The 13,587-nt window shown below is 32.1% G+C and carries 11 protein-coding genes and 1 pseudogene; 5 read left to right on the top strand and 7 right to left on the bottom strand.

The genetic code is table 11. The annotated features are described in order from the left end of the window. Positions 1-391, bottom strand: a pseudogene (locus tag DW114_RS04765) (hypothetical protein); the annotation flags it as partial. A 78-nt stretch (positions 392-469) separates the two neighbouring features. Beyond that, positions 470-742, bottom strand: coding sequence for an AAA family ATPase (locus DW114_RS04760; RefSeq protein ID WP_117452645.1), 273 nt, complete (start codon positions 740-742; stop codon positions 470-472). A 164-nt stretch (positions 743-906) separates the two neighbouring features. Between DW114_RS04760 and DW114_RS04755 the strand changes: the two genes are divergently transcribed. Next, entirely contained in the window at positions 907-2,436 is a 1,530-nt protein-coding gene (locus DW114_RS04755; RefSeq protein ID WP_117452644.1) for an RNA-binding domain-containing protein, read from the top strand. Between the two features lie 287 nt (positions 2,437-2,723). Here the strand turns inward: DW114_RS04755 and DW114_RS04750 are convergent, their stop codons facing one another. Both DW114_RS04750 and DW114_RS04745 read right to left on the bottom strand, forming a co-directional pair. After that, complete coding sequence (locus tag DW114_RS04750) at positions 2,724-4,277, bottom strand: AAA family ATPase (protein WP_117452643.1); 1,554 nt, start codon at positions 4,275-4,277, stop codon at positions 2,724-2,726. Between the two features lie 140 nt (positions 4,278-4,417). Then, positions 4,418-5,353 carry a helix-turn-helix domain-containing protein gene (locus DW114_RS04745; RefSeq protein ID WP_117452642.1) on the bottom strand — a complete coding sequence of 312 codons (936 nt, stop codon included), beginning with the start codon at positions 5,351-5,353 and terminating at the stop codon, positions 4,418-4,420. Between the two features lie 196 nt (positions 5,354-5,549). On the opposite strand from DW114_RS04745, the gene DW114_RS04740 reads away from it, so the two are divergent. Both DW114_RS04740 and DW114_RS04735 read left to right on the top strand, forming a co-directional pair. Further along, complete coding sequence (locus DW114_RS04740; RefSeq protein WP_117452641.1) at positions 5,550-6,836, top strand: FtsX-like permease family protein; 1,287 nt, start codon at positions 5,550-5,552, stop codon at positions 6,834-6,836. Positions 6,837-6,838: 2 nt separating this feature from the next. After that, entirely contained in the window at positions 6,839-7,684 is an 846-nt protein-coding gene (locus tag DW114_RS04735; RefSeq protein ID WP_117452640.1) for an ABC transporter ATP-binding protein, read from the top strand. An 87-nt stretch (positions 7,685-7,771) separates the two neighbouring features. Here DW114_RS04735 and DW114_RS04730 read toward each other — a convergent pair whose 3' ends face one another. The 3 genes from DW114_RS04730 to pth form a co-directional block, all read right to left on the bottom strand. Further along, positions 7,772-8,062, bottom strand: a complete 291-nt coding sequence (locus tag DW114_RS04730; protein ID WP_117452639.1) for a DUF2087 domain-containing protein — start codon at positions 8,060-8,062, stop codon at positions 7,772-7,774. A gap of 319 nt (positions 8,063-8,381) precedes the next feature. Beyond that, the gene (gene mfd, locus DW114_RS04725; RefSeq protein ID WP_117452638.1) at positions 8,382-11,831 is read right to left on the bottom strand and encodes a transcription-repair coupling factor; all 3,450 of its coding nucleotides are present in this window, start codon (positions 11,829-11,831) and stop codon (positions 8,382-8,384) included. 8 nt (positions 11,832-11,839) lie between these two features. After that, a complete protein-coding gene (gene pth, locus DW114_RS04720; RefSeq protein WP_117452637.1) occupies positions 11,840-12,400 on the bottom strand; it encodes an aminoacyl-tRNA hydrolase in 561 nt (186 codons plus the stop codon). 246 nt (positions 12,401-12,646) lie between these two features. Here pth and DW114_RS04715 point away from each other — a divergent pair, with 246 nt between their 5' ends. Next, a complete protein-coding gene (locus DW114_RS04715; protein ID WP_117452636.1) occupies positions 12,647-13,087 on the top strand; it encodes a LytTR family DNA-binding domain-containing protein in 441 nt (146 codons plus the stop codon). A gap of 10 nt (positions 13,088-13,097) precedes the next feature. Beyond that, positions 13,098-13,568 carry a DUF3021 domain-containing protein gene (locus tag DW114_RS04710; protein ID WP_117452635.1) on the top strand — a complete coding sequence of 157 codons (471 nt, stop codon included), beginning with the start codon at positions 13,098-13,100 and terminating at the stop codon, positions 13,566-13,568. Positions 13,569-13,587: the final 19 nt, after the last annotated feature.

Here is a 13,587-nt window from a genome sequence, read left to right as displayed (position 1 = left end):
TTTTAGGCGTAAACAAGAAATCTACATATCCTTTCCCTGATTTATCTTCTCTTGTGATTTCGTAATCATTCCTTGCTGACAAATAACATAGTGTGATAACACAAGACATACTGTTTTCATTATTATACTGCAAGAATGGTATCTCTTTATCATGAGCAATTTCAATCATTTCCGCTACTTTATCAGCATCGCCATCCATTGTAGCCTTTAATATCTCATTAGATTGTCTTACGATTTCTGATACTCCACCCATGTATTCTTCTTTTAATACATTTTGAAACTTGATCATTAATTCATGATTAGGTATCGTTAAAAAGCCATATATGACCATGGAAGATAAGATTTCATCACGTGTATCTAATTGTAATTGTGTAGCATTGACATACACCATCACTTAAAGCATTATTTACTGACCTTGGATTAAATAAACTACTACCATCACTTAGATGATATCCATCATACCAGTATTTTAATTCCTCATATGATACATCTTTACAATGTTATTAAAATATTCTTGAAAAGAAGTCCATGGATCAGGCAGCCTACTTAAATCAATATAAATTACATGGTGTTGATTCATATGTTCTTCAAATTCAGGTATCTTTGATATTTTTAATCCTTTGAATAATTCTCTACTATCATAACCTTTTGCAAAATAAGCAGCCAACATATTTGCATATCCTTTATCCAAAAACAGGCAGAAGACTCCAACTTCAATGGCGACAAGTAAGTTGGAATACACGCTGTGCACCCTTTAGATGTGAATGCAGCAATATGAAAATCTTGTCTTTTCTTCCTTCTTGTTTCTGTTTTTTCTATCACAATATTCCACATAATCTTTATAAGCATTTCTCCTCTTTTCATGCTATCATTAGCTTAATTACAAAATAGAAAGGAGAGAATTAGATGAATCTAAATAATTTACAAGCATTTGCTCATAGTTTGATAGAGAATAATCGTGCTGAATGTGATTTTGTGGAATACAAAAAATCTTATAAACAAGAGGATAAGATTTTAAAAACAATTTGTGCATATGCGAATAATTTTATGAATCGAGATTATGGTTACTTGTTTATTGGTATTGAAGAACAAGATGATAAAGCTAGTGGTGTAAAGGCTATTCCTATTAGACCTATTACAGGTTTATTAGAGGGAGAATTAGAAGTAGCTGAAAATCATATAAAGTCTTTATTTAAGTATATACAGCCAACACCAACATGTCATTTCATCTCTGATCAAATTGATGGTAAATGGTATTTCATCGTTGTTGTAGAGCCTAGCAATCGTTTAACAGAAGTCACTGATAAGGGAGCACATAAAACAAAACTTTCTAAAGGTGGTCGCTATATTCGTGTAAACAGAGATACTGTATTGCCTAATACTAGACAAGAATATGAGTTATTAAGAAAATTTGCAGGTTATTCATTTTGTGATGATTTTCATGCAACTGCAACCCTTGATGACTTAAATTATGAATATATGAAAGAATATCTTGTGAAAACAAATGCTGCACAAGATTTAAGAAAATTGCCAAAAGAAGAAATGGCGAAAATGCTAAAACTTATTGGTGAAGAGGAATCAAATAAAGACAAAATAAAGAACTTTGCTTTGTTAATGTTTGCCGATCGACCTGAAGATTATATTCCAGGTGCTCATATTGAAATTATTACAGAAAGTAGAGATGGTACTTCTAGGATGAGTGCAGAAAAGTTTGAAGGTCCTATTTGGATTCAAGCTCAACAAGTTAGAAACTATTTTAAAGACAGAATCGAACATTCCTATACAATTAGAGAAAGTGGAAATATTTATCATCGCATCGTCAAGAATTGGCCGGATATCGCTTGGAATGAGTTTTCAACGAATATGATTTTACATAAGAACTATGATAATCCTAATTATGGTGGTATTTATGTGTATTCAGACCATATTTCCTTTGCAAACCATAATCGCCCATTACCTCCTGTTTCCATTAAAGATTTAAATGAAAAAACAATTTTTGATATTCGTGCTTATTTAAATCCACAAATCAAAGATATGTTTTATAAGCTTCATTTAATTGAATCCTATGGTTCAGGTATTAGACGAGCTAAAACAGCTTTAAAAGAAAATGGCAATGATGCACCAATGTTTTTACCAGATAATGAAACAGACGATTATACACAAGTGATTATGTATATCAATAAAGAATATAAAGAATATGAAGATCTAGATAATAAACCAATTCAAAATGAAACAATCAAATTACCTAAAAATCAGCAAATTGTTTATGACACGATTTTAAATAATCCAGGATTAAGAATTCCTGCATTAAGTAAATTATGTGGATTAAAAGAAAAGAGCATTGATAATGCTATTTTAAAATTAAAGAAACAAGATTTAATAAAATATATAGGGACAAGTAAAAATGGCGGTTATTATTTAAAAAGTAGGGACTAAAGTAGGGACTAAAGTAGGGACTAAACTGATTCATTTAATTGTATTAATATCTGTAAAAATACTATTATCAATTAGAAATTTTACGTGAATATCTGTCCTCAAGTATCATTACTACTCCGATGATTGTGCTACTTTTTGTATAAAAAAAGCCTCTTTTCTTACTACAGAATTACTATAGAATGGAAAGAGGTTTTTATAAGAAATATGGTACATCGGTTTAAGTGATATAGCACCAGTATAAAAGCTATAAGTGTATCGAATAATGCGTAATATGCAGTTCTTTTTTATTATATTTTATGTGTAATTTTTTCAATCAAACAGGTATGTTTCTTATCCTTTTTCGCATAATTAATGCCAACAAATAAACACTCTTCTGCATAGTTGATTTTTTCTATATAGTTCTTATCTTTAATTTGTTTTATCGCTTCTTCAGCTGTTTTATCATATTTCAATTCTAATATAATTGCAGGATAACCTGATATTTTAGGCGTAAACAAGAAATCTACATATCCTTTCCCTGATTTATCTTCTCTTGTGATTTCGTAATCATTCCTTGCTGACAAATAACATAGTGTGATAACACAAGACATACTATTCTCGTTATTATACTGCAAGAATGGTATCTCTTTATCATGAGCAATTTCAATCATTTCCGCTACTTTATCAGCATCGCCATCCATTGTAGCCTTTAATATCTCATTAGATTGTCTTACGATTTCTGATACTCCACCCATGTATTCTTCTTTTAATACATTTTGAAATTTGATCATTAATTCATGATTAGGTATCGTTAAAAAGCCATTATGATATGATAAAAAGCCATATATGACCATGGAAGATAAGATTTCATCACGTGTATCTAATTGTAATTGTGCAGCATTATATCCTTCTAAATCAGCTCTTACTGGAATTTCAGAAACCATCTTCACAACATCTTCTCTTACTGCTTCTACATTATATTTGATACAATTTGAAATTTCATGCATTGGTCCTGTTTCTGTCCAATAGTTTTGACATACACCATCACTTAAAGCATTATTTACTGACCTTGGATTAAATAAACTACTGCCATCACTTAGATGATATCCATCATACCAATATTTTAATTCCTCATATGATACATCTTTACTATGTTCACAAAGCTCTCTTACTTCATTTTCAGTAAAGCCAAAATAACTCTCATAAATCATATCATTCATGAAATTATATTCACGAAACATATTTAATTCAGAACCATTAGAATACTGTAAAATAGGTAGTACACCTGTCATATAGGCTAGCTCCACATATGGTTGATCTTTTAATAGGCCTTTCAAAAACTCTAAATATGCTTTTTTGTCCTCATCGTTCATAAACGTTTTATAGAAGATAGAATCCCATTCATCAAGTATAAAAATAAATTTATCGTTGGTTCTTTCAAATAGATTTTGCATAGGTTCACCAGGAACTTTTTCAATATGATAAGCTTTTTTTAAATCATCTAGTAAACAATGCTTAATCCAATCCAAATATTCTTGGAAAGAAGTACATGGATCAGGCAGTCTGCTTAAATCAATATAAATCACATGATGCTGATTAACATGTTCTTCAAATTCAGGTACCTTTGATATTTTTAATCCTTTGAATAATTCTCTACTATCGTAGCCTTTTGTGAAATAAGCTGCCAACATATTCGCATTCATTGTTTTACCAAATCTTCTTGGTCGAGTAATACAAATATACTTATTTAATGTTCTGATTCTATTTTGAATTTTATCAATCATCAACGTTTTATCTACATATAAACTATTTCGATATTCTTGAAAATTAATCATTGGTGTTTTAATATCCAGATAATACATAGGTTCACATCCTTTCTAAGGTTTTCTTCCTTTTCATTATACCCTATATCTTGTTTCAAAACGATGCAAAACTCTGATTTTACATGATTTCACAAAATATATCTCATCATCATCCCAATTCTAAAATGGAATCAATGTTTTTAAATAAACAACCACATACAAATCCAAATAATCAAATTTAGGAAAACAAAAACACCATTGTTTTTTAGAGAAATATCTTTGTCTTTTTTTACTACCCAATCTGCATAGAATAGATATCCTATATTCAATAATATGCCAAACATGATCCACAAACCAAATAGCATTCCTTTTGTTGAATTATTTTCAATATGACGAAAAGAAGCTAAGATAATCGCAAGAATGATAAAGATAACGATGTCTAAAAATACCACAATTGTAGATACTGACATACGTTTTGCGTTTTGTTGGTCTTTTTCATTAAGAAACATCTTTTCTCGATATTTGATATTTAACACGATAATGGAAACAAATATATCTAAAGCAAGGATTCCACAACTTAATGCAGGCATCCATACAATATCTAAGAATATATCCATAATGAAGCTTAAAACCAATACAGAAACAAAAACCTGTAACAGGTGCATTTCAAAATCCAGTAAAAAATGAGTAAGTTCTTTTTCATCATATTGAATCTGATCATCATATCCTGCGATAAGAGAAAATTCTTGATTGTTGATACAATATCCATAAGCAATAATAATTGTGCCACATACCAAGTTCAAAACTACCACATAAATCATATTCGTAATATGTGCTCCCTTAAAATATATTGCGACCATATAAATTAAAGAAAGAAGCAGCGACAAGCAAAATCCCCTTGTGAGCTTTTTCTGACGTTCTACTTGTTGAAATGTATCATCAATTTGAAGTAATGTATCAACATGTATATGAAATATATTAGAAAGTTTCGTGATACTATCAATATCTGGTTCAGATATATTACGTTCCCAATTACTGATTGCTTGTCGACTCATACAGAGTCGATCTGCCAAATCTTGTTGCGAAAGTTTTTCTCTTTTACGATAATATTGAATTTGTTTGCCTATCATTGCCATAAGAATACCTCCTGTTCACAAACAGCATATAGGATACTAATGGAAATGTCCAGTAGATAAAGCGCAATGGTTTGTTGCGAAGAGTTACAGCTTTGCTTATTTACCAAATATGTCAAATATTTAACCAATCATGTAAATAACTTCGCCATTTTCTTCTATTACATTTATAATAATAGAGAAAGAGGTGGAGATCATCATGAAAACAGTACAACGTGCAGTATTAATGTTACGACGCAGTAAAAAAGAAACAATATCCTTTATCATGACATTAACAATATCCATTGGATTACTGTATTTGTTCGTTAATCTACAAATTGCGACAAAGCAAAATGAAATTAATATATTGGAAATCAGCGATACAACAGATTTAATTATGTTAATATTCACATTAGCAATTGCTGGGATTTGTGCATGGAACAGTTTTAACGCAAATACGTTTTTCCAAAAAGCAAAATCAAAAGAGCTGTGTGTTTATTTAAGCAGTGGAATGAATATTGTGACACTATCAAAATATTTATTAGTCCAAAATTTTATCCTTTTAATAATTTCTACCATTTTAGGTGGTATCCTTGGCATAATCTTTAATCCCATCGTCAATCTTTTGATTATGATACTTACATCAACATCTTTGCCATTATTCAACATTACCATATATGGTACACTTACCTGGATAGCGATTCTGATTTTTGAATTCATATTTATGGTCATGTCAAATGTTGGCTATGCCTATCGTACAGAATTAAAATATCTTTTAGATAACAGTCATCGTTTAGATATTGGGGATACCCGAATGTTTAAAGCAAAAGATCCTTTATATTATGTATTCTTTATTTTAGGCGCAATTATGCTGCTTATCCTGCCCGCAAAGGATATTTTTCCGATGGTAGGCTGTGTTATTGGTATTTTTGGTCTTCAAGGAATATTGCGATATGCAATTCCAAAACGTTTAGAGCTTATGAAAAATCAACATACAAATCTAAACTCTGAAAAAATATTAATCGTCGGTGCGCTATACTCATTAGTAAAAACGATGTGCTTTTATATCATTATTTTATTTGCTTTATTAATCCTGATGAGTTGTTTCTTGTTTGCTTATGATATGTCAAATTATATGCGAATTGTTTTATGTATTGGCTATATGCTGCTACTTATCATGATTGGAATCAGTATCTACTATAAATTAATCATTGAAGCTAAAAAACAGGTAGATGAATATTATCACCTGCAGTTGCTTGGCTTCTTGAAAAAAGATTTAGAAAACATTGTAAAAAAAGAAATTCGTTTGATATTCTTAATCATATTGGCTGCGCCATTCCCATACGCCATCATTATAGGTTTGAGGTTTTTATTTATACAGAAGATAAGTTTCATTTTATGTTTATATGTTTTATTAAGTTATATAGTGGTTCTATCCTTGATTGGTTTATTTACAGAGCATATATATCTGAAAATCATTTTTCAAAAAGATAAAGGAGAAGAATAATCATGGAAAAAATAATTGAAGCAACAGATATTTCAAAAATATATGGCAGTCATTATGTTGGAAAGAATGTTACCAACAACCCAATTGCGGACGTTTTTCAGGCAAAGATTGCGGAGGTCATTAATAAAGTTCCGACAACCGTTGCACTTGATCATGTAGATTTAACGGTTCATCGTGGAGATTTTGTCTGTATTATGGGACCTAGTGGGTCTGGTAAAACAACCTTGTTGAATGCAATTTCCACAATAGATCCTCCCACAAAAGGAAAGGTTCTGATCGAAGGTAAAAATATCAAAAAAATGGGAGATATTGAGATTGGAAATTTCCGCCATCAATATTTAGGTTTTATCTTCCAGAAATTCAATTTATTAGAAAATCTAACAGTTTTTGAAAATATCGCCATACCATTAACCATTGCGAAAACTAGTGATAAAGAAATTGAAACCCGTATTTTTGATATCGCAGATAAGGTAGGTATTAAAGAATTATTAGATAAATATCCAACGGAATGTTCTGGTGGACAATGTCAACGTGTAGCCATTGCCAGAGCATTGATTACTAATCCAAAACTAATTGTTGCGGATGAACCTACAGGAAATCTGGATTCCAAAAACTCTCATGAGATATTGCAGTTATTGAAAAAGTTAAATAAAGAAGAAGGTGTTACCATCTTAATGGTTACGCATGATTCTATGATTGCAAGTTATGCAAAACGTTTATTATTTATTATGGATGGCAAGATTGCGCAGGTATTGGATCGTGGAGATATGAAACAAAAAGAGTTTTATCATCAGATTATGGAAATCACTTCACATGAAGCAATGGAATTATTAGAAGACGAGGAATAATGAAAAAGTGATTTATAGTATTTTGCGCTATAAATCACTTTTTTGATACAAATTTTGAGCGTTCGTTATGACTTCTATTGACGTTTTTCATTTCAATGGTTTTTTGTTTACACAATAAGAACTACCATCTTTCTCACGCATTAGAAATTTATAATCTATTAGATATCTTCTAAGTAAAACAAAATCATCATAAACAGGTTTTAAAATTTCATTTACTTCTGCTTCAGAATATTTTTTGTTTTCATCAAATTGTGTTGCAATCATATTTAACACTGCTATTTTCTTATTTTGCTTTTTTGGCATCACATTTAAGTGCATTGGTTCAAATGTCATAAAATTACTTACATCACTTATCTTTACATCATTATTTATTTCCATATCCCTTACCTCCTTAACTATTTTATTAATTATACCATAATTAGTATCAGAAAATTATATATGTAAAACTTTGTTCAAAAAATATTGCAGTTCGTCACAAAATTATGCAGTTCATCACATATCTGTTGACTTAATTGAAACACCGCAGTTCATAACAAAATTCTACCATTCACAACAATTTTCTTGACATATTATCATTCTTCTATGAATGGGTATTCCACTTGTTGCAGATTTCTGCTGTTCGTTGCAACTTCTATTGACAAGTTACTCTCCAATTTATCTTACATATAGAGAAAAACTGATGATATTCTCATCAGTTTTATGCATTTTTTATAACTAATTCATCTGTACGCTCTAAGATTTCTACCATCTTATATAACCAATCTTTCGTCTTAGGCAGCTTCATAGAAATTTTGCTGTTCACATAACGAATGCGTGTATCTTTTGAAATAGATGTCATCATTTCAAACAATTTTACACCATCAATTCTGGTAGACCATGCACTCGTAAATGTCACATTAACAAACTTCTGTTCCTCAGTAATATTTTCTACATGAGGTTCATTCAATAAGATATCCAGACGTTTCTTTTCAAATAATAATTGCACTGCTTTAGGCAGTTTTCCATAATTATCTTTGATTTCTTCCTGCATATCCAACAGCTCTTTTTTAGTTGTGATCGCATCCATACGCTGATACAATGTGATTTTTTCATAATCTTCATTCGCAAATTCGTGTGGGATATACGCATCTACTTTCACATTTGCTTTTTTCATCACAGGTTTTACTTCTTTTTTAATACCCTTCTTTTCCATGATGGCACTATTTAACATTTCAATGTACATATCAATACCTACAGTATCAATAAATCCTGCCTGCTGAGGTCCCAGCATATCACCAGCACCACGAATGGTCAAATCTCGCATGGCAATTTTATATCCACTGCCCAATTGTGTAAATTCTTTGATAGATTTTAATCGTTTCATCGCAATTTCACTTAATTGTTTATCAGGTGAATACATCAGATATGCATAGGCCAGACGATCACTTCGGCCTACTCGGCCTTTGATCTGATATAACTGACTCAAACCAAAATGATCGGCATCTTCTATTAAAATCGTATTTGCATTTGGAATATCAATACCAGTTTCAATAATAGTTGTACATACCAAAACCTGATATTTATTATCCGTAAACTGCATCATGACATCTTCGATATCATCTCGCTCCATCTTTCCATGGGCAACTCCGACCTCAATATCCGGCAGCGCTTCTCTTAGTTTTGCGGCTACGTTATATATTTCTTTTACATTGTTGTATAAATAGAATACCTGCCCATTTCTTGCCAGTTCTCGTTGTATGATTTCTTTGATCATAGAGAAGTTCTTTTCAATGACATAAGTCTGTACCGGCATACGATTTAATGGTGGTGTTTCTAGTTGTGATAAGGAACGAATACCAATCAAAGACATTTGCAGAGTTCTTGGAATTGGCGTTGCACTCAGGCTTAATACATCGACACTGTTTTTTAATTCTTTGATTTTTTCTTTATGTTCTACACCAAATCGCTGTTCCTCATCGATAACCAAAAGTCCTAAGTCTTTATAAACAACATCTTTACTTAACAGACGATGGGTACCAATCAATATATCAATCGTTCCCTCTTTTAATCCTTCTAAAATTTTTCTTTGATCTGCAGGTGTGATAAATCGATTGATAACTGCGATCGTGACAGGGAAATTTTCAAATCGTTTGATAAAGGTTTTATAGTGCTGTAAAGATAAAATTGTTGTTGGACATAAGAATGCGACCTGTTTATTATCCACAACTGCTTTGAATGCTGCACGTGCTGCGACTTCTGTTTTACCAAATCCAACATCCCCACATAATAAACGATCCATTGGTTTATGGCTTTCCATATCCTTTTTTATTTCTCGAACAGCAATATCCTGATCTACTGTCAATTCATAAGGGAAATCTTTTTCAAATTGTTCCTGCATGGGGGTATCTTTACTGAAAGCGAATCCGATATTTTCATCACGGTTAGCATACAGATGAATCAAACGATCTGCCAGTTCCGCAATCTTTTCACTAACCTTTTTCTTGGTCTTTTCCCAATCATTGCTGCCAAGCTTATTCAGCTTTGGCGAAGCACCTTCTTTGGATACAAACTTTCTAATCAAACGGAATTGTTCAAGTGGTACCAATAGCTCCGCATCACCTTTATATACGATATGTAAAAAGTCCTTGTGGACACCATCCATCACTTTATTGATAATCCCCATATAGCGACCAATACCATGCTGATTATGTACAACATAGTCGCCAACATTCAACTCTTGATAATCGTGTAAAACTTCCGCTTCTTTAAATTTATTACTAAAACGGCTAGCTTTTTTTATTGTGTGAAACAGTTCTTTACTAGTATATACGCTGATATTTTCTTTTAGACAGGTAAAACCTTCTACCATCTTCTTACAAAGAATGGAAATACCTTCTTCCAGTGTATCCTGTTCCTTAACCTTACGATAAGCGATATTTTCTTCATTTAGAATCTTTTCTACTTGTGGAATTTCTTTATCATCCAGACATAACAATACACGGCGTTTTCTGGATTCAGTGATGATTTCTTTCATTGTTCGCTCTAAGTTGATATCTCCCAGAGCCATCGTCATGATTTGTGAAGATACAGGTTTTTTATAATCCACAAACATGTTAAATTCAATGGTTTGATGTTTGGCAAGTACTTTATTTAATTCTTCAAATACCTGAAATTTATATAATGCCTGTCCTTCTTGAAACAGTTCCTGAAGATAGGCAATATTTTCTTCCAGGATATGCTTATTTGCTTCTTTGACTTCTTCTTTACTGGATACAATAATCCATGCTTTCTGCATATAATCAAAGATTGTCGCATGTTCATCCAGATATGCATAGTAACGATATAGTCTTGCTTCCGGCATACGATTACTGATGGCATCTAAATCTTCATCTATACGATTTTTTAATGTTTCACGATAGCTTTCATGTAGCTGCGTTTCTTGTTTTGATAGTTCTTCATTTACACGTTCTGTGATACAGGCAATTTCTTTATCTGTGAATAACAGATCACTTGCTGGTACAATGTGTGCTTCCTTGATGACCTCAATGGTTCTTTGTGTAGAAATATCAAAGAAACGAATACTATCAATGATATTATCAAAGAATTCTATACGCAAAGGATGTTCATAATTCATGGAATAAACATCAATGATACCACCACGGGCGGCATAGCATAATGGCTGATCTACACGATTGACATAGGTATATCCTGCCTCAAACAGTAACGCTTTTAAATCATCGTATTCAATTTCTTGATCTGTTTTCAATGAGATGAAATGCTGTTGAAATACTTCTGGAGATGGCATATAGCGAATAGCGGCTGCCGTATTCAATACCACAATACGTGGTTTTCCATCCATCATTGCTGCCATAGACTCCATCTGATTTGCTTTACTTTCAGGTGAAGCTGCAATTGCTTCTACACGTAAAGAATCTTCCATGACGAAAAGCAGCACATCGTCTTCTAGCAGGGTGGTTAAACGCTCGTAAAGCTTTTGTGCTGTATAAGTATTATTCTTGATCACAAACAGATTTTTTGGCTGTTGTTTGAAAGCCGCAGCCAATAGTAATGCTTCCTCACTTAAGGATAAATTGCCCAGATTGCTTTGCTTATGCAGAATGCTTTGTAAGGCTTCATTATCCTTTAGTTCTCTTAATAAGATATCCATGTTCTCACCTATTTCTTATTGAAATTACTCATGGTATCCACAAAGGAATGCGTGATGGAAAAGATAGCGGCATCTTTCGCATTTGCGACAGCTTTTTCATACTCTGCCTGATCTTCTTTTCTAATTTTTCCAAGTACCCAGTCAACAACAGGGACCCGTGCATCTTTGCCGATACCAACGCGAATACGTTTAAAGTCTTGGGTATGTAAATGTGCAATGATACTTTTTACACCATTTTGTCCTCCGGCACTGCCTTTTTCACGTAGACGGATTTTACCAACTGGCATATCCATATCATCATAAATGACAAGAATATCCTCCACATCCACATGATAGAATTTCACAGCTTCAATCAATGCCTCTCCACTGTTATTCATATACGTTTGTGGTTTCATTAACATGACCTGTTCCCCACCGATACGGGTAGTCGCAATGAGTGCCTTAAACTTTTTCTGTTCGATAGAAACTCCACATTCTTTCGCAATTTCATCCATGACTTTGAATCCAGAATTGTGTCTTGTATTTTCATATTCCTTACCAGGATTTCCTAATCCTACGATAATTTTCATGTTCATCACCTCAATAGCTTTTACATTATAACGCAAAACTATGAAAAAGCATAACTATTTTGTTCTTTTTTCTATAATATATTTTCAAGTACCAAAACATTCTTCAAAAATGTAGAAACCATGTAAAAATTCTTTTCTTTATATATGAAAAATGACCACTTATATGAAAATATAGGCCACCTATCGTTTTATACTAGATGAAAGAAGGATTGATTGCTATACTGTAACTGTCAAAGGGGTGATCGTATGCAGGTAGAGGTAAAAATTGATGATCATTATACAGAACCAAAAGTTATCATCTTAACTGATAAAATGAATGATGAAATAAATGAACTCATCAAAAAGATATCAGATGAAACACCACAGGTGATTTTAGGTTTTCAAGATAATATCATGCGAATTTTAGAGGAAGAGCATATCATACACATTTATTCAGAAAATGGTAAGATACTGGCAGAAACAGATGATGGCATATATCAACTGCGTTTACGTTTATATGAAGTGGAGAAACGTCTGGATTCACATCGATTTATACGGATTTCTAATTCAGAAATTGTCAATCTTAGTAAGATTAAGGAATTTGATTTAAGTTTTGTCGGCACCATTTGTGTTTCTTTATCAAATGGTAAAGTCACTTATGTTTCACGCCGTTATGTCACAAAAATGAAACGTATATTAGGAATATGAGGTGAAGAAAATGAAAAAACAAATGATTCTAAGAGGTTTATTAGGCTTTCCATTAGGTATCGCTATTGGTTATGTTATTACAATTATCATTTCTTTGATATGGGCACATGGATATTATTCTCCTGTGATTCCAGATTTAATTGATTATGTAGGAAGTGAAATTTATGCTGTGATTTTACAGACTTTCCTGTGTGGTGTTATGGGTAGTGGCTTTGCGATGGCTTCGATGATATGGGAGCATGAGGAGTGGAGTATCGCAAAACAAACAGGATTATATTTTATGATATCCGCTATGTTAATGCTGCCAATTGCTTATGTTTTAAACTGGATGGAACATACATTCATGGGATTTATCACATATCTTAGCATATTTATCTTTATCTTCGTTATCGTTTGGCTCACGCAATATTTTATATGGAAAATTAAAATAAAAAGATTAAACAGGGGTGTATATCATCTAAAAAAGAAGTATACTGAATAAGAATAAAATAAGGGAGGAT

Origin of the sequence: Absiella sp. AM09-50 (assembly GCF_003433845.1) — a bacterium.
In the GTDB taxonomy this organism is placed as follows: Bacteria; Bacillota_I; Bacilli_A; order Erysipelotrichales; family Erysipelotrichaceae; genus Hoskinsella; species Hoskinsella hominis.
The sequence above is the reverse complement of the archived record's forward strand: the minus strand, read 5'-3'. Positions and strand labels throughout refer to the sequence as shown.

Bases quoted from the DNA above. Each gene is read 5' to 3' on its own strand.
- DW114_RS04755 (WP_117452644.1), top strand. From the start codon at position 907: ATGAATCTAAATAATTTACAAGCATTTGCTCATAGTTTGATAGAGAAT.
- DW114_RS04750 (WP_117452643.1), bottom strand. From the start codon at position 4,277: ATGTATTATCTGGATATTAAAACACCAATGATTAATTTTCAAGAATAT.
- DW114_RS04745 (WP_117452642.1), bottom strand. From the start codon at position 5,353: ATGGCAATGATAGGCAAACAAATTCAATATTATCGTAAAAGAGAAAAA.
- DW114_RS04740 (WP_117452641.1), top strand. From the start codon at position 5,550: ATGAAAACAGTACAACGTGCAGTATTAATGTTACGACGCAGTAAAAAA.
- DW114_RS04735 (WP_117452640.1), top strand. From the start codon at position 6,839: ATGGAAAAAATAATTGAAGCAACAGATATTTCAAAAATATATGGCAGT.
- DW114_RS04730 (WP_117452639.1), bottom strand. From the start codon at position 8,062: ATGGAAATAAATAATGATGTAAAGATAAGTGATGTAAGTAATTTTATG.
- mfd (WP_117452638.1), bottom strand. From the start codon at position 11,831: ATGGATATCTTATTAAGAGAACTAAAGGATAATGAAGCCTTACAAAGC.
- pth (WP_117452637.1), bottom strand. From the start codon at position 12,400: ATGAAAATTATCGTAGGATTAGGAAATCCTGGTAAGGAATATGAAAAT.
- DW114_RS04715 (WP_117452636.1), top strand. From the start codon at position 12,647: ATGCAGGTAGAGGTAAAAATTGATGATCATTATACAGAACCAAAAGTT.
- DW114_RS04710 (WP_117452635.1), top strand. From the start codon at position 13,098: ATGAAAAAACAAATGATTCTAAGAGGTTTATTAGGCTTTCCATTAGGT.